The sequence below is a fragment of the Oscillatoria sp. FACHB-1406 genome (genome assembly GCF_014698145.1).
Taxonomy (GTDB): Bacteria; Cyanobacteriota; Cyanobacteriia; order Cyanobacteriales; family Spirulinaceae; genus FACHB-1406.
This window is the reverse complement of record NZ_JACJSM010000002.1, coordinates 242,711-259,309: the sequence shown is the minus strand read 5'-3', so window position 1 is coordinate 259,309 and position 16,599 is coordinate 242,711. Positions and strand designations below refer to the sequence as shown.

12 protein-coding genes are annotated in these 16,599 nt (G+C 50.2%); 6 read left to right on the top strand and 6 right to left on the bottom strand.

The genetic code is table 11. The features are described 5' to 3' along the window. Window positions 1–23: 23 nt before the first annotated feature. From H6G50_RS03720 to H6G50_RS03705, 4 genes are all read left to right on the top strand, one after another. Window positions 24–707 (top strand): YdcF family protein, encoded by a 684-nt coding sequence (locus H6G50_RS03720; protein WP_190713413.1) that lies wholly within the window; start codon window positions 24–26, stop codon window positions 705–707. A 76-nt stretch (window positions 708–783) separates the two neighbouring features. Beyond that, a complete protein-coding gene (locus H6G50_RS03715; RefSeq protein ID WP_190713411.1) occupies window positions 784–1,965 on the top strand; it encodes an aminotransferase class V-fold PLP-dependent enzyme in 1,182 nt (393 codons plus the stop codon). Window positions 1,966–2,393: 428 nt separating this feature from the next. After that, window positions 2,394–4,328: an Rne/Rng family ribonuclease gene (locus tag H6G50_RS03710; protein WP_190713409.1), complete on the top strand. Its 1,935-nt coding sequence runs from the start codon at window positions 2,394–2,396 to the stop codon at window positions 4,326–4,328. A gap of 266 nt (window positions 4,329–4,594) precedes the next feature. Further along, complete coding sequence (locus H6G50_RS03705; protein ID WP_190713407.1) at window positions 4,595–5,194, top strand: ribonuclease HII; 600 nt, start codon at window positions 4,595–4,597, stop codon at window positions 5,192–5,194. Window positions 5,195–5,234: 40 nt separating this feature from the next. Here the strand turns inward: H6G50_RS03705 and H6G50_RS03700 are convergent, their stop codons facing one another. Next, entirely contained in the window at window positions 5,235–5,648 is a 414-nt protein-coding gene (locus H6G50_RS03700) for a hypothetical protein (RefSeq protein ID WP_190713405.1), read from the bottom strand. A 339-nt stretch (window positions 5,649–5,987) separates the two neighbouring features. Further along, window positions 5,988–6,569: a DUF1997 domain-containing protein gene (locus tag H6G50_RS03695; protein WP_190713403.1), complete on the bottom strand. Its 582-nt coding sequence runs from the start codon at window positions 6,567–6,569 to the stop codon at window positions 5,988–5,990. 168 nt (window positions 6,570–6,737) lie between these two features. Here H6G50_RS03695 and H6G50_RS03690 point away from each other — a divergent pair, with 168 nt between their 5' ends. After that, window positions 6,738–8,804 carry a hypothetical protein gene (locus tag H6G50_RS03690; protein ID WP_190713401.1) on the top strand — a complete coding sequence of 689 codons (2,067 nt, stop codon included), beginning with the start codon at window positions 6,738–6,740 and terminating at the stop codon, window positions 8,802–8,804. A gap of 98 nt (window positions 8,805–8,902) precedes the next feature. Further along, window positions 8,903–11,170 (top strand): ATP-binding domain-containing protein, encoded by a 2,268-nt coding sequence (locus H6G50_RS03685; RefSeq protein WP_242032699.1) that lies wholly within the window; start codon window positions 8,903–8,905, stop codon window positions 11,168–11,170. Between the two features lie 57 nt (window positions 11,171–11,227). Here the strand turns inward: H6G50_RS03685 and H6G50_RS03680 are convergent, their stop codons facing one another. The 4 genes from H6G50_RS03680 to H6G50_RS03665 all read right to left on the bottom strand — a co-directional run bounded on the left by H6G50_RS03680 (window position 11,228) and on the right by H6G50_RS03665 (window position 16,186). Then, window positions 11,228–11,662, bottom strand: coding sequence for a GNAT family N-acetyltransferase (locus tag H6G50_RS03680; RefSeq protein WP_190713398.1), 435 nt, complete (start codon window positions 11,660–11,662; stop codon window positions 11,228–11,230). Between the two features lie 3 nt (window positions 11,663–11,665). Then, the gene (locus H6G50_RS03675) at window positions 11,666–12,016 is read right to left on the bottom strand and encodes a hypothetical protein (protein ID WP_190713397.1); all 351 of its coding nucleotides are present in this window, start codon (window positions 12,014–12,016) and stop codon (window positions 11,666–11,668) included. Next, entirely contained in the window at window positions 12,013–12,351 is a 339-nt protein-coding gene (locus tag H6G50_RS03670) for a DUF5674 family protein (protein WP_190713395.1), read from the bottom strand. The genes H6G50_RS03675 and H6G50_RS03670 overlap by 4 nt, the downstream gene beginning before the upstream one ends. Window positions 12,352–12,604: 253 nt before the next feature. Beyond that, the gene (locus H6G50_RS03665; protein WP_190713393.1) at window positions 12,605–16,186 is read right to left on the bottom strand and encodes an ATP-binding protein; all 3,582 of its coding nucleotides are present in this window, start codon (window positions 16,184–16,186) and stop codon (window positions 12,605–12,607) included. Window positions 16,187–16,599 lie beyond the last annotated feature (413 nt).

Here is a 16,599-nt window from a genome sequence, read left to right as displayed (position 1 = left end):
TGAATGATGAATTATGAATTAAAATGAGCGGGCGCAAACGCAAGATTAGGCTCTGGCAAAGATGGGCAGGCGTTGCCATTATAGCGACGTTAGGAGTTGTGCTGGCGAGTTGGCTGCTTAACCTCATGGTAAGCCTGCGCGCCGCAGCGAATCTCCCAGTCGATGCCATTTTTGTCCTCGGAGGTAGCATTCAACGCGAAATATACGTCGCTAAACTCGCTAAACAATCCCCCCAAACGCCGATTTTAATCTCTAGCGGCTCGAAAGCGCCTTGTATTCGCTTAATTTTTCAGCGCGAAGAAGCCCCCCAAGAGCGCGTTTTCCTCGAAGATTGCGCCCGAAAGACCTTCGACAACTTTTACTATAGTATCCCCATTCTCCGCAACTGGGGCGCGCGCAAAGTCAAACTGGTGACTTCGCAAACCCACCTCCCCCGCGCCCAGTGGATGGCGCAAATTCTTTTGGGCGCGCAGGGGATTTGGGTAGAAACCGAGATAGCCAAAGAAACTGGCGTTCCGGGAAATCGCGAATCTGTATTGAAAACTACCCTTGATGTCACTCGCAGTTTAATCTGGGCGGTGGGAAGTCAGTTCGTCCGCCCTCAATGTCGCGGTACTCAGCGCTTGGTTGATGTGGATTTGGAACGGTGGCGCAAACGCGGTTTTCAGTGCGAGCATCAAGGAAATGTGGAAGAAGTTAGACGCTAGCCGTTCGGCTCAATTATTTGCTACGATCGCGTCAAGCCGGTTGTCTAACCGAGCCAAAACCCTTTTTCAATTCACTATGGCTCAACGTCCCATCTACCTCGACGCTCACGCAACCACGCCTGTGGATCCGAGAGTATTAGAGGCGATGCTGCCTTATTTTAGCGAGTATTTCGGCAATCCTTCGAGTACGACGCACAGCTATGGCTGGGAGGCAGAAGCAGGAGTCAAACAGGCGCGGGGGATTCTTTCCGAGGCGATTGGCTGTAGCCCCGAAGAGATCGTATTTACCAGCGGGGCGACAGAGGCGAACAATTTGGCGATCGCGGGAGTCGCAGAGGCGTATTTTAATAAAGGTCGGCATATCGTCACCGTCCAAACCGAGCATCGCGCCGTTCTCGATCCGTGCAAGTATTTACAGCAGTTAGGATTTGAGGTAACATTTTTGCCAGTGGGCAGGGACGGCCTGCTCGATTTGCAGCAATTGGAGACAAGTCTGCGATCGGATACGATCTTAGTTTCGGTGATGGTCGCCAATAATGAGATTGGCGTAGTCCAGCCGATTGCGGAAATTGGCTCTCTGTGCCGCGATCGCGGTATTCTCTTTCATTCAGATGCAGCACAGGCGATTGGAAAAATCCCTCTCAACGTGCAAGCTATGAATGTTGATTTGATGTCGCTGACCGCTCACAAAGTTTACGGTCCGAAAGGCATCGGCGCGCTTTACGTCCGTCGGCGCAACCCGAAAGTCAAGCTCGCTCCCCAAATTCGGGGCGGCGGACAAGAAAAAGGGTTGCGATCGGGAACGCTTTGTCCTCCCCAAATTGTCGGGTTTGGCAAAGCCGTAGAACTGGCTCTGGCAGAACGCGAAATCGAATCCCAACGCCTGACCCAATTGCGGGAGCGCTTGTGGAAACAATTACAAAATGTTAAAGGAATGCACTTAAACGGTCATGCCGTGCAGAGGTTGCCCGGAAACCTCAATATCAGCGTAGAAGGGGTCGATGGCTCCGCGCTGCTGTTGGGACTCAAAGCGGTGGTAGCCGTTTCTTCCGGTTCGGCTTGCTCTTCGAGCGGCACGGCTCCCTCTCACGTCCTCACGGCTTTAGGACATCCGGCTGCGCTCGCTTACGCCTCGCTGCGTTTTGGCTTGGGACGCTTGACGACCGAAGCTGAAATCGATTGCGTCGCCCAAGCAGCGATCGCCGCGATCGAGTCCCTGCGCCAAAGTCCCGCAGCATCGCTCCCTTGTGTATCTTAACCCGCCCTCAGAGCGGACGAGATCTTACACCTTTTGCATAGAGTCGGGCTATAATAGGGCCGAGCGGTCGGCAGTATTTGCGCCCTCACAATTGCGTTATTGGATTCGCGAACCGCAATGGCCATGCAGGAGCAAATCCGCGCAGCCTCACGGATTCTCTCCTGACTCGATCTGAATTGTTGTCTCCTGTTTCCGAGACACAGCAGGTCGCCTATCCGAAAAGAACGAAACCAAGCCCTTTTGCGAGTTGATGGGAACGATTGCCCGAGCGCGCGCCGTGCCAGCCCCCAGCCTCGCAGTAACAATCAACCGCGATAGGCCTAATTTTTTGAATTTTCCATGTTGAGTCGAGCGCCCGGGGTGCGAGCGCCTCCTCAGCAGGAGCAAACAAGGCTTTATCCGAATGCAAGAATTTTTGAGGAAATTGAATGCCAAAGCAGATTATCATTGCAGAGAAAAATCACATTGCTGCCGTTTTTAGCGAAGATCGCGTTCAAGAATTAGTTGTCGCCACCGGCAACCAGCAAGTCGGCGATATTTACCTCGGTACGGTAGAAAACGTGATTCCCGGTATCGATGCAGCCTTCGTTAACATCGGCGATGCCGAACGCAACGGTTTCATGCACGTCACGGATCTCGGTCCGTTACGCCTGCGCCGCAGTTCCGGTGCGATTACCGAACTACTCGCCCCTCAACAGTCCGTCGTCGTGCAGGTCATGAAAGAACCGACGGGCAATAAAGGACCGCGACTTACCGGAAAAGTGAGCTTACCGGGACGCTACCTCGTTTTAATGCCCTACGGGAGAGGCGTGAAATTATCCCGGCGCATACCCAACGACAACGAGCGATCGCGCCTTGAAGCCCTCGCCATTCTCATTAAACCCCCCGGTATGGGCTTGCTCGTGCGTACCGAAGCCGAAGGCAAAGACGAAGAAGCCATTATCGAGGATCTAAAATTCCTGCAAAAACAGTGGGAATACATTCAAACCCAAGCCAACACCACCAAACCGCCTAGTCTCCTCAACCGAGACGATGACTTCATTCAACGGGTGCTGCGCGATATCTACTCAGCCGAAGTCAATCGCATCGTCGTCGATTCCAACCACGCCGTCAAGCGCGTCAAGCAACAACTGATGAACTGGAGCGGCGGACGGATGCCCGAAGGACTGCTCATCGACCACCACCGAGAACGGCAACACATCCTCGAATACTTCCGCGTTAACGCCGCGATTCGCGAAGCCCTAAAACCGAGAGTCGATCTTCCCTCCGGCGGTTACATCATTATCGAACCTACCGAAGCCCTAACGGTGATCGATGTCAACTCCGGTTCCTTCACGCGATCGGCAACGTCCCGCGAAACGGTGCTGTGGACGAACAACGAAGCCACCAAAGAAATTGCCCGACAACTGCGCCTGCGCAACATCGGCGGCGTAATTATCATTGACTTTATCGACATGGACGCGCGCCGCGACCAACTCGAACTGATCGATAACTTCAAAAAAGCGCTCAAAGCCGACAAAGCCAGACCGCAAATCGCTCAACTCTCCGAACTCGGTTTAGTCGAACTCACCCGCAAGCGTCAAGGGAAAAATATTTACGAACTCTTCGGTCAAACCTGCCCCACCTGTGGCGGTTTAGGACATCTGGTTCACTTGCCGGGAGAACGCGAGGAAGAGGTTCTCGATGCAGAGATTCCCACGCCGCCGAGTACGGTGCTGAAGTTGGCAGACAAACGAGAACCCGAACCGGAAGACGAGTTTGAGTTCTCCAGCGAAGAAAGCGGTTCCGACCTGGATCTGCTGCACCATCCGAACTATCAGGAGCAGGGGGCAAACGGTCGCCGCCGCCGCCGCCGCCGCATTAACGGTACGGAGGGGAATGGGAAAAGTAAACGGGTGTTTACTTTTGGGAACGAACTCAAGGAGTTAGAGGAAGAGAACGAACCCGAGGTTCGAGAAAGTTTTCCCGAACGGAAACCCTTCAACCGCAACCCGCGCAATGATAATCCGCCCACTGAAACGATCGCGATCGAGATGACGACCTTAGAGCAGGATGTTTACGCCTTAATGGGGATTTCACCCCTCGTGCGGATCGATCGCGATGTTAAAGAGGCAAAATCCGTCGCGATCTCGATCGGGGAACCGGGACAAACGCCGACAGTTGAACTCAAAGCGGAAGAGCCGGTGCCGGAGGTTGAGAGCGCGGTAGAGTTAGAGTCCGAGAGTAGCGAAGTAGAGTCCGACCTCGAGAGTAACGAGGAAGCCGAGTTTGAGGGCAGTGAGGAAGGCAAAGAGGAAGGCGATTCTCGCAGTCCCCTGATTCGCCGCCGCCGCCGCCGTTCTTCGGCCCGAGATGGGGAATAAGGCTCGCTCCCAGAGCGATTGAGCTATCTAAAACTTGCTTTCCTATTCCTTTGCTTTTAGAGAGCGGGTCAACTACTCGATCGCGGGCAAAATTACGCTGGTGGGCATTGCTGACTTTCTGCCTTTTTTTAGGTTTAATCCCAGAAACAGCAATGCCCATCCTACGATAGAGCGTGTTTGACCGATGAGAATGATTCTACGTGACTGGCTCTCTAATCGAACTCGCGTTTCTGGGATTGTATAGGTGTAGAAGGAAGGTTGAACGCATGAGCGAGTCTTTAGGCGGCGATCGCGTTGCGGGAGTCGATGAAGTCGGTCGGGGTGCTTGGTTCGGTCCGGTGGTTGCTGCTGCTGTGATTTTACCGCCCTCGGTTTGGCCGGATTTAGCGATCGCGGGCGTAAAGGATAGCAAGCAACTCTCGCCCAAAAAAAGAGTCGAGTTAAGTCAAATGATTTGCGCGATTGCCCTGGATGTGAAGATTGGTTGGGCAACCGCGCGCGAGATCGATCGCATCAATATTTTCCAAGCCTCCCTCTTGGCAATGAAACGCGCGATCCTTCAACTCCAGCCGCCGCCCCAACAGTGTTTAATCGACGGCCGCTTTCCCGTGCCAAATCTCTGCATCCCCCAAGAAACGCTCATCGGCGGCGATCGCCAAAGTTTAGTTATCGCCGCAGCTTCCATCGTTGCTAAGGTTTGGCGCGATGAATTATTAATTCGTTTAGAACAAAAGTATCCTGACTACGATCTCGCCTCGAATAAAGGCTATGGAACGCCGCGCCATCGCTTAGGCTTACAGCAGCACGGTCCATCGAGCCAACACCGTCTCTCCTTTCAACCTTGCCGCCGCGATCGCTCGACCTGACTGTAGATTATTAACTAATTCATAATTCGTAACTCAAGATTTAAGCCGTGAGTTTAGAAGCATCTCTACGGGCGTTACCTTCTGGGATAAAGGGAATTTGACAGGCATCCGGGCCATTCGCTGGAATCAGCGGCACGTATTTAAGCAAGCCGTTTAAACGCAGAATCGTCATTGCATTCAGAATATTGCGTTCGCCCCAAGTTGCTAAGAGCGATGACATTTGCGAGACGTGGAAACCATTATTTCCCACCTCTTGATAGTAGTTATCGCTGTAAAAAAAGGCGAGCAGTTCTAAACAGCAAGTGGCTAAGGTCTTCGCAATATCTCGCTCTGACTGCCAGATAACGAGGAGAAAACGCTTATTTCCAAATTGCGTTTGCTTGCAGTAAAAGATATAACAGGTTTGTTGGGTTCTGGGGTCGCAACCGCGTTGGAAATCGTAGTAAGTAAACATGGTTAATTGTCAATCTCCCGCTCGAGGGTTAAATCAGAGAGGGGAGCGGTCCAGCCGAGCAGCAAGCAAACAGCTAGCCAGACGACAAAACTCATTCCTTTCTCTTGGTACTTTAAGCGAAATTTAGGCGATATGGCTTCGTCCCTTCTGTATATTTCGCCAATTATTTCATAATATTAAGTTTTTCTTCCAAAACTGACGAGCGCTTTACCGGGCGAACCCGTAAAATTGCTGAGATCGCCAGAATTTTCTATCTTAAGGTAGGTTTTGATTGTAACGCTTTACCTTTGACGATATGTAGTACAAATTAATTAGCCTTAACAAGCCTTAGCTCTGAGCTTAGCCCGTCCAGACATTTCCGAGATGCGTTGCAGTTTTCGTGCGGCTTTGGCTGTTCGACCATTGACGATAATCTGCCAGTAAATGTCCGAGCAAGCGCTGTTTGATGCGGACTAAAACGCTTTTTAGCAACGCATTGCCGGTCATTTCTAGTAGCGGGGCGGGAGTTAACCAAAGCAAGGGAGGTAACTCGACGTTAACCTGCAAGTCAGCTTTTCCCTTGAGGTAAGTCGTTCCGGCTTGCTCGCAGGGAGATAATTGGCCGGCGAGACTGAGAGAGAAGCGATCGTTGATATAATCAATGCCGCGAATCTCGCAGGACTCGGATTTTAAATAGACCGTTCCTTCGCTACTCGTCCAGACTTTCAGGACGACCGTCGGTTGAAGGCGATACAAATCCATAAAATTGAGAGGACGCATCCGCAAGCTGTAACGGTCTTGGGTTAAGGGAGTCATGAGTTGCGGTTCTGCGATCGCGTTCACTAACCGTTGTGGTTGGCGCAAATAGTGACGAATCGGGATTTCTTGTTCCTCAACGGGAATTTGAACCGTCTCCGAGGCGGTAAAACAAACGTTTTTCATTATGAAATTTTCTAAAAATTAGAGTTTTTTTTGAAAGTCAGGAGCTAAGCGTTCTCCGGAATTCAGCGACCAGTAGGCGATTAAAGTTCCCACTTCTAAGTGAAAATGCTAGCTGCCAGAGAACGGAATGTAATTCCTCATCCCTTATAATCTACAATTTCTTAACGATTGAAGCAATGCCATTGGCAAATCTTCACGCCATCCAAGCTCCCCGAAGGTCGAAGTATCGCGCGCATTCTCCCAGAAACCTTTGACGCATCTCTGCGTCAACGAACCCATGCAACAGTTCTAAAGAAGACGAGCGTGCCAACCCAGATGCCATCGTTGCACCTCGTCGGCTCCCTTTGCATGGTCAATATTTTCCACAAACGCTTCACCTTCAACGCTAGAGCAAAGACCCGCCTTTCTATGACTCACTCCACCTCCAAGCCCAAATCCCTGCAATTCCCGCTCTGGGGTTTTCCGATCGCGATCGCCCTGTGCCTCACAACTACCAACCCCGCCAGCGCTTGCAAGCCCGCTCCCGACAGCCGTCCTGCCGCGATCGAACAGCGCATCAGTAGCGCTCCTTACGTCTTTGAAGGCACAATCGCTCGCGTTGACGGTGAAACCCTCACCATTCGCGTCAACCGCTACCTCAAAGGTAAAGGGCCGCAAACCGTGCGGCTGAGCGGATTCAATCAAACCTCTTGCCAAGATATTATCTCCGAAACGGGCGGGCGTTACCTCTTTTTTGGCGACCGCGACGGTAGAAATAACTGGACTGCCGTTTATGATGGCGCTTTCGGTTCCTCTCGCCCTTGGAACGCCGAACTCGAAACCGAACTCCAACGCCTCGGACTGCTCGAAAAACCGACCTCACCTCCGACAAATCCTCCCTCCCAAACGCGCCGCCTGCCCCCTGACGTTGCCAACACGATTAAACAGGATGCCGCGCGCCGTACCGGACTTCCGGCGGCTAGCATTCAAATCGTTTCGGCGGAATTTCGCACCTGGCCAAACGCTTGTATGGGAATCGAAACACCCGATCGCGTTTGCGCCCAAGTCATCACTGAAGGTTGGATCGTTACCGCGCGCGCGGGCAACCAAAAACTGACGTATCGTACCGACACTCGGGGCAATATCATTCAAGCTGAAGATAGTAAGCCTGCCGAAAACTTGCCGCAAGCCATCAGCGATGCCGTCAAATCGCAAGCTTCCCAACTTCTTAACCTTCCCGTTGATAAGATTCAAATTACCAGCAGCGAACGGCAAACTTGGCCTAACGGTTGTTTGGGATTGAATTTTCCCGATCGCAGTTGTACCGAAGCCCTGGTTGAAGGTTGGCGCGTTACCGTCCGTGCGGGCGAGAAGCAACTCATCTATCGCACCGACAGCAGCGGCGAAACCCTTTACTTAGAAAATGGGGTTAGCGTTTTGCCCGCCTCCGTGCGCGATGCCGTATTAACGGCTGCCGCCCGCCAAACCGGGCTACCGCGCAACCAACTGCGCCTCACCAGCGCCTTTCCCCGCGTTTGGGATGGCTGCTTCGGCATTTACACAGAACCCAACCAAGTTTGTACGAAAATTGCCATTTCCGGCTGGCAAGTGACGGTTGAAGGCAACAATAACCGCCTCGTTTACCATACCAACCAAAATGGTTCCGATACGCGCCTCAATCCCACTATTAGCCAAATTTCGAGTAACAGCAGCACGCTTAATTCCGTTCCCATTCCCGAAAACGAATTACCGCAGCCCTTACCGGCTAACGCTGTTTTTCGTGCGATTTCTGGGGGCGGAATTACTGGAGACGTGCGGGAAGTTATTTTGTGGAAAGATGGCAAGATTACAAGCCAATCGACGCGCGGGGGAACCACTCAAACCCGCCGGGTGTCGCCGCAACAAGTCCGCGAATTCGAGCAAATTCTCCAACAGCAGCGTTTCGGGCAGTACAACAAACTCGCTTTTCCGCCGCCGTCCGGTTCGGCAGATATTATTAGCGTGACGTTAAGCGCGCGCCAAGGGACGACGCGCTATGCCGATTACGATGTGGAGAAATTGCCGTCTTCGTTGCGTACTGTGGTGAGTGCTTGGCAAAAATTGCTCGATAGCTCGCGGGAACAGGCGCTTGGGAAGCCGGGAAGTTCTCCGGGTTCTGTCGTGGCGGATCGCGAACTGGCGAGTACGGACAGTAACAACAGCTATCCTTGGTTAGTCGAGCGGGTTTTATTTCAGTGGCTCAAGCCGTTATTTTAAGGCGAAGTCCGGATTAACGGGACTTTTGCCCAAACCTTTCTACTCAGGTTATAGGTAGGGACGTTGTATACAACGTCCCTACCTATAACAGGTGCGGAATGTGGGTTTCAACTCAAGTACGGTTTTTTTGGGCGATCGCGTGGATTTTCCCTGAAATGAGGGGAACTCTGAAGCTAGAAACTCACAATGTTTATTTAGCCAGGGGTACAAAAATGGACGATCGCGCGATGAAATTTGTGATAACTGAAACCCAAGAGTTAGACGGCGGGCAACAGCAGGTTTGGGAGGCAGTGAAAACGAGCTTTTCCGATCGCGATTGTATTGTCTATTGGCGCTATCCTCTTTTTAGTAAGGTGGGGGAACAGCGCAAAGAACCGGATATCGTTATTGTCGATCGCGAGTGGGGGATTGTTGCGATCGAAATTTGTGCGGCTGCGATCGCACAAATTACCCAAATTAATGAGGCAGGAGACTGGGAGTTTAGCGCCGATTTTCCCTTTTCCGGTCAACCTTACCCTTTAGCAGAACATCACCTACGGGCTATCATTGGATTGTGCGATCGCGATCCGAGTTTGTGGCGAAAAGTAACCGGGCGCGCCCTAATTGTTCTTCCCTCAATTCCCGAAGCGCAGTGGCAAGAACGCGGTTTTCATCAACATCCCCATTCACCGCCCATTCTTTTCCAAGATCGCTTCGATACCCTTCCCGATTTGATTAAACATCTCGATCCTCTCGTTCCCGGAGAAGGATTAAACGACGAACAATGGACGAAATTATTAATCGCTGTCAGCGGAACTTCGATTTTAAAAAAATCGTCGCAACCTCGCATTGCAAGCAGCAATAAAAACCGCGCTGCTGTCGTCGAACTTTTACGCGAACATCTTTACGAACTCGACCTCAAACAGGAACATATCGGTAAAGAAATTGCTCCGGGAGTACAGCGAATTCGAGGCATTGCCGGTTCTGGAAAAACCGTTTTGCTTTGCCAGAAAGCAGCCCATATGCACCTCAAACATCCCGATTGGGATATTGCTTTGGTCTTTTTTACGCGATCGCTCTACGACCAAATTATCAGCTTAATCGATCGCTGGGTGCGCCGATTTAGTAATGGGGAACTCAGCTACGATCCCCAAACCAATCCAAAATTGCGCGTCCTTCATGCTTGGGGAGCTAGCAATCGTCCCGGACTCTACAGCACGCTCTGCAAAACGCTTAATGTTCGACGCAAAACTGTTAACGATACCACTCACAAACAGCCGACGCGATCGCTCGCAGAATTTTGTAAATGGTTGCTAGAAGAGCGCGAAATCGAGCCAGTTTTTGATGCAATTTTAATTGATGAGGGACAAGATTTAGTCACGAACAATGACCTCAAATATCTTGACAAACAAGCCATTTATTGGTTAGCTTATCAAGCGCTTCGCCCCGTCGATCGCGAACATCCAGAACAGCGCCGTTTAGTATGGGCGTATGACGAAGCACAAAGTTTAGATTCGTTACAAATTCCGACAGCGAAGGAGTTATTTGGAGAAGAATTTGGCGATTTACTGTCCAAAGGTAACTATCCCGGCGGAATTAAAAAATCGGAAGTTATGCGGCGCTGTTACCGAACGCCAGGAACGATTTTAATGGCTGCCCATGCAATTGGGATGGGATTATTGCGTCCCCAAGGAATGTTAGCCGGAATTACCCAAAAAGACGGTTGGGAAAAACTCGGTTACGAAGTGACCGGAAGTTTTCAAAAAGTCGGTCAAAAGATTGTTATTTCTCGTCCGCAAGAAAATTCACCCAATTGTATTGAAGAGTTGTGGGAAGAACCTGTTTTTGAGTTTACTGCGTATGATTCGCGATCGCAAGAATTAGAGGCATTAGCGCAGAAGATATCATCGAATATTGGCGATGACGGTTTGAAGCCCAGTCGAGAAATTTTAGTCGTTGTTTTAGGTGCGAGTGAAGAAGCCGTAGAACTGGAAACTAAAGTCGCTCAATTTTTAATCGATCGCGGTTTAAAAGTTTACGTTCCAACTGCCTTAGAATTAGATCGAATCAATCCCAAACATCCAGATAACGATCCCGATCGCTTCTGGATGGAGGGCGGCGTAACGGTATCCCGAATCTCCCGCGCTAAGGGCAACGAAGCCGATTTAGTTTATGTGGTAGGGTGCGATCGCGTTGCCCGTACTGAAAGCGATTTAGCCCTTCGCAATCAGTTATTTGTTGCCCTGACGCGATCGCGCGGTTGGGTTAATTTAAGCGGTGTTGGTAACTATCCACTCTACGAGGAAATCAACCAAGTTTTAGCAATGGGCAGTACAATAACTTTTACCTACCAACGGCCGTTACAACGGGATTTAGATCGAGATTAAAAGCGCGATCGCGTTTCCCGATTTAATCTCAAAAGAGTGCAAATTCCCCGTATCCCCTCAAAATTTCAGCACCATCTTGATATGGGGAATTCCCGCTTCCTCGAACAGTTCGCCCACCGCTTCAAATCCTAAGTTTTCATACAATTGCTTGACATATTCTTGAGCATTAACAACAGCGCGATCGCGTCCTCCTTCTTTTGCGAGCGCGATCGCTTTTCGCATCAACTGCGAGCCAATCCCTCGCCCCCGCGCCGCTTTCAGCACCGCCAAACGCTCGATTTTCACCGTAGAATCATCCAAATTTCGCATCCGTGCCGTCCCGACTGCATTACCCTGCCAATAAGCTAAGAACTGCGTCGCCCCCGCATCCAAACCATCAAACTCTAACGCTTCATCAACGCCCTGTTCCTCCTGAAAAACCGCGCGACGAATCGCTTTGATTTCATTCCAGGAAGTCTCGTAAGAAACAACTTTAATTTCTAGATCGCTCATGTTTTATGGCTCCAACAGACCAGAGCGAATTAATAAGCTTTCACTCCAATTTTGAGATTTAGCTAATACTATTTCTCTCTCCAACTCATCATTCCAGATTCTAGACCAGTCTGCCAACCATCGCACGATTTGACGTTGAATCTCTACAAGTTCTAAGGCAAATTCGAGCGATGTATCGGGTGCAGACCATTCGATAAACCAAGCACTCTCTCTTAATAAACTAGCAACAAGCTTGCTATTTTTAGGATTTTTGCCAAAAGAATTGACTCTGGCTAAATTAGCAGCAATCCCCCCTAAACGAATTGGCAGTTGGTCAATGATATAACGCTGTTTTCTGGTTAAAAATTGGCTCATTTGATTTCTAAAAGATGGCGAACAATAGCTTCGATTTTACAACGGATTCCTAAATCCGAGATAACCATAGAACGGTTATTTTGGCTCGGTCGGATATTAATTAACGACTCATAAGTAACTTCTTGCGTTTCTGGGTTCCAATCGGCTCCCCAAATATTCCGCTGTAAACTACCAGTTTCTAAGAGCTTACGTTCGCAGTCGGCGTGCATCTCCCCTCCACCGGCAAGTATCTTTTTTTCAATATCGACAGCAAGTTTAATGTAAACTTGGAGAGTTGAGAGCATTGATTCAATTTCCTCGGCTGTTGCCGGTTTCAGAACAATTAGGACTGACATTCCCTGAAAAAAAATATTAAAGGTCGAGCAAAATCATTGATGATTCACTCCATATTTTACACTCAAAAAATGCTGTAATTTTCAGCCTTGGTGGGGTGGGCAAAGGCAGTCATTTAATTGAATCGCTCGCCAAAAACTGTACTTGCCGACGACTGCCCCATACATTCCCGGACTGTAGAGACGTTGTATACAACGTCTCTACAGTTCCTTGACAAAGGTTTATAAATAATCTCTGAGTCCATAAAATTTATTTTCAGGGAGTGAGAGCGCGCTGTAAGAACTGTCGCGCGGCTTGGGCGTTGGCGTTTTGGGGAAAAATTCGCAAAAAATCCTCTAAATCGCGGATTGCTTCTTTGATGCGTTCGGGAGGTGCGCCACGGGTGAGGGCATCGCGATAAAAATGTTTAGCTTCTTCGATATTATCGGCTGCGAGAAAGTAGAGGGCGAGGTTAAAGGTGTTACTCCAGTGTTTTGGGTCTTTGTTGTAGGCTTGTTGGGCAAGTTGAATGGCGTTTTGCAGGTCGTTGCGGGCGTTGTCGGGTTCGTTAAGAACTTGGTAGGCAAGGGCGCGAAGATATAAATTCCAATCATTATTGGAATCGAGTTGGATAGCGTGGTTGAAGTCTACTAATGCTTCGCTATAGCGTTGAAGCATGAGATAAGTTTCGCCCCGCCGTGCGATCGCCCATTTATACTCAGGATCGAGTTCGATGGCGCGGATGAAGTCAGCAAGCGCCTCCTCGTATCGTTTCATGAGACGGTAAGTTTCACCTCGCTGCGCGATCGCCCATTTATCTTCAGGATCGAGTTCGATGGCACGGTTGAAGTCAGCAAGCGCATCCTCATAGCGCTCCATTGCTTGGTGAGTTTCGCCTCGCTGCGCGATCGCCCAATCGTATTTGGGATCGAGTTCGATCGCGCGGTTATAGTCAGTAAGAGCATTCTCATAGCGCTCCATTGCTTTGTACGTTTCGCCCCGAGACGCGATCGCCCATTTATCTTCAGGATCGAATTCGATGGCGCGGTTAAAGTCAGTTAGTGCATCTTCGTAACGTCCCATTAAACGGTAAGTTTCGCCCCGTTGTGCGATCGCCCATTGATATTCAGGATCGAGTTCGATCGCGCGGTTGAAGTCGGCAAGTGCATCTTCGTAGCGTTTCATTAAACGGTAAGTTTGACCTCGAGACGAGATCGCCAATTTATACTCAGGATCGAGTTCGATGGCGCGGTTGAAGTCAGCAAGCGCCTCCTCGTATCGTTTCATGAGACGGTAAGTTTCACCTCGCTGCGCGATCGCCCAATCGTATGCAGGATCGAGTTCGATGGCACTGTTATAGTCAGTAAGAGCATCCTCATAGCGCTCCATTGCTTGATAAGTTTCGCCTCGAGACGCGATCGCCCAATCGTATGCAGGATCGAGTTCGATGGCGCGGTTGAATTCAGCAAGCGCCTCCTCATATCGTTTCATTAGACGGTAAATTTCACCTCGAAACTTGATCGCTTCTTTAAATTCAGGATCGAGTTCGATGGCGCAGTTGAAGTCGGCAAGTGCATCTTCGTAGCGTTTCATTAAACGGTAAGTTTGACCTCGTTGAGCGATCGCCCATTTATACTCAGGATCGAGTTCGATAGCGCGGTTATAGTCAGCCAACGCATCTTCGTAGCGCTCCATTGCTTTGTAAGTTTCGCCTCGAGACGCGATCGCTTCTTTAAATTCAGGATCGAGTTCGATGGCGCAGTTGCAGTCAGCCAGTGCATCTTCGTATCGTTTGATTAAATAGTAAGTGACTCCTCGTAATTGAAGGATCGCCCAGTTATACTCAGGAGCGAGTTCAATGGCGTGGTTGAAGTCAGCAAGTGCATCATCATATCGTTTGATTGCTTGGTAAGTGACTCCTCGCAATGAAAGGAGCGCCCAATCTAATTCAGGATCGAGTTCGATCGCGCGATTATAATCAGCAAGCGCATCTTCGTAACGTTCCATTAAACGGTAAGTTTCGCCCCGTTGTGCGATCGCCCATTTATACTCAGGATCGAGTTCAATAGCGCGGTTGAAGTCAGCCAGTGCATCTTCGTAGCGTTTCATTAAACGGTAAGTATTGCCTCGACGCGCGATCGCCCAATCGTATTTGGGATCGAGTTCAATCGCTTTATCCAAGTCTTTAAGAGCATCCTCATAACGCTCCATCAAACGATAGGTTTCGCCCCGCCAGCCCAACGCCACCGCCTGCCACCTTTCCTGAATCTCAGAACACTTCAACAGTTCGGCAAACATCGCAACCGTCACCTCATACCGATCCTCATCGTAAGCCGTCAACCCCTCAGTTAAACGCGCTCCCCAACGCTGCACTTCTGTCACTTCCGCATCCTTCCCCGCCCGTTCCATTGTTTCTGCCCATTTCCGAGCAAACTCATATTGCGCCTTTAACGCTGCCAAAAACTCATTCAGCGCAACGGGTAAATGCTTTTGCGGCGCTTGACAGAGGCGATGGTACAGCACCTCCAGCGTATAACGTTGCCAAGTTTCATCGCGCTGTCGTTTCTTCTCCTCCAATTCCAAACCCTGCCGCAGCTTATCGTTGTACTCTGCCAATTTCCCGTGCAACTCCGCCCAACCTTGCGGCGAAGTTAACCGCTTGTAGCGCAGCATTTGCATCCTCACGACATCGTGATACGCCCAACCCCTGCTGCGTTCCTGCACGAAAGGCATCGTTTTCAGCCAATCAAACTGCTTATCCGCCTCTTCTGTCCCATGCAACTGCGCCAAAATATCTCGGTTCAAACAGCGCGTTAAAGCCGCATCCAACACTACCTGCCGCTGTTTGGTATCCTCCACCCACTTAAGAAAGCGTTCCACTGCCGTTCCGCTCGCATCCCCCAGTTTATCGGGATCGTTGGGACTTTCCGCCGCCAGCGTCGCCACCAACAACGGCAAACACCCGGATAATTTTAAAATCTCTTCAATAACGCGACGGTTAGTAATCCCTTTGCGCGCCAGATATTGTTCGGCTTCTTCCTCGCTGAACGGTTCCAAAGGCAAACGAGCGATTAATCCTTCGTAGTCCGCCCAGCGATTTTCATCTAATTCTTCTCGCCCTGCAATGACGAATAATAACTGAGACGAAACCTCGCCATAACGCCCTTCCAACACTTCCCGCAACCAGCGATCTAAAAAACTATCGGTGCGTTCGTAGGTATCGAACAAGAGCGTAATGCTATTTTTTTCAGCCAGTTTCCCGATCTCTTTTAAAAAGAGGGGAGTCAGCACTTCTTCCGGTTCCCGCACCAGTTTGACTTCATCTTTGTTGCCCAACTTTTTCGCCACATAACTCGCCCATTCTCCCGCCTGCGTCGCCACCGCTTCTTCATCGACAAATTCCAGGGCAATCCCCGCGCCGGGAACTTGCCGCCCCAGCTTCATTCCTGTTTTTGCCAGCGATTTGCCCACAAACGCGGAAAATCCTTGAGGTGCATCGGGATCTGCTTCTAATTCTTGTTTCTTCTGGCGATAAACCTTGTAGCGTTCGGAGAATTGCGCTAACTTCTGCCCTTTTTCTTCCAATTGTTCGGCGAAACGTCCCATGACTTCGGGAACGCTGCTTTCGGCTTCGTCGATGTAGGCGGCGAGTAGTTTCGCTTCTTCTGCAATTTTGCGAAACTGCCGCAACAGCGTGCTTTTACCCACGCCACCCTGTCCCCAAACGTTAAAAATAAAGCGACGGCGAGAGTCTTCGGGGGAATACTTGAGGTTATCGCCAAAGAGATTCACTTGTTCTTCGCGACCGACAAAATTAGTGCGCTGGCGCTGTTTGATAATCTCTTGGAGGCTCGGCATGGCTGGGGATTAAGCGGTGAAGTTACGAGCTAGTATAGCCTTCTGCTCTCTGGAGTTGCCAGCAGAAGGAACGCAGTAGTAGGAACGTTACATTTAACATCCCTACGCTGAAAGATGGACTTGCAAAATTAGGAAGAGAGTAGGGTGCGTTAGCGAAGCGTAACGCACCATTATCCTGGGAATTGAGTCAACTTAAGGTGAAATACTTAGCCCGCCAGGAACTCAAGTTCCACAGCGATTAGCTGAAACCCGTTGAAACGGGTTGGATACATCTGAATTTCCCAGTCCTCTGAAGAGGACTTGAGTTATTAGCTTTGGGTTTGAACCCAAGGCGGTCTGGGTGAGAAGGTTGAAGCTTAAGTTGACACCAATGGCGCTGCCCACGCTATTACATTGACTCTACAATCCTGAAG

Bases quoted from the DNA above. Each gene is read 5' to 3' on its own strand.
- H6G50_RS03720 (WP_190713413.1), top strand. From the start codon at position 24: ATGAGCGGGCGCAAACGCAAGATTAGGCTCTGGCAAAGATGGGCAGGC.
- H6G50_RS03715 (WP_190713411.1), top strand. From the start codon at position 784: ATGGCTCAACGTCCCATCTACCTCGACGCTCACGCAACCACGCCTGTG.
- H6G50_RS03710 (WP_190713409.1), top strand. From the start codon at position 2,394: ATGCCAAAGCAGATTATCATTGCAGAGAAAAATCACATTGCTGCCGTT.
- H6G50_RS03705 (WP_190713407.1), top strand. From the start codon at position 4,595: ATGAGCGAGTCTTTAGGCGGCGATCGCGTTGCGGGAGTCGATGAAGTC.
- H6G50_RS03700 (WP_190713405.1), bottom strand. From the start codon at position 5,648: ATGTTTACTTACTACGATTTCCAACGCGGTTGCGACCCCAGAACCCAA.
- H6G50_RS03695 (WP_190713403.1), bottom strand. From the start codon at position 6,569: ATGAAAAACGTTTGTTTTACCGCCTCGGAGACGGTTCAAATTCCCGTT.
- H6G50_RS03685 (WP_242032699.1), top strand. From the start codon at position 8,903: ATGTGGGTTTCAACTCAAGTACGGTTTTTTTGGGCGATCGCGTGGATT.
- H6G50_RS03680 (WP_190713398.1), bottom strand. From the start codon at position 11,662: ATGAGCGATCTAGAAATTAAAGTTGTTTCTTACGAGACTTCCTGGAAT.
- H6G50_RS03675 (WP_190713397.1), bottom strand. From the start codon at position 12,016: ATGAGCCAATTTTTAACCAGAAAACAGCGTTATATCATTGACCAACTG.
- H6G50_RS03670 (WP_190713395.1), bottom strand. From the start codon at position 12,351: ATGTCAGTCCTAATTGTTCTGAAACCGGCAACAGCCGAGGAAATTGAA.
- H6G50_RS03665 (WP_190713393.1), bottom strand. From the start codon at position 16,186: ATGCCGAGCCTCCAAGAGATTATCAAACAGCGCCAGCGCACTAATTTT.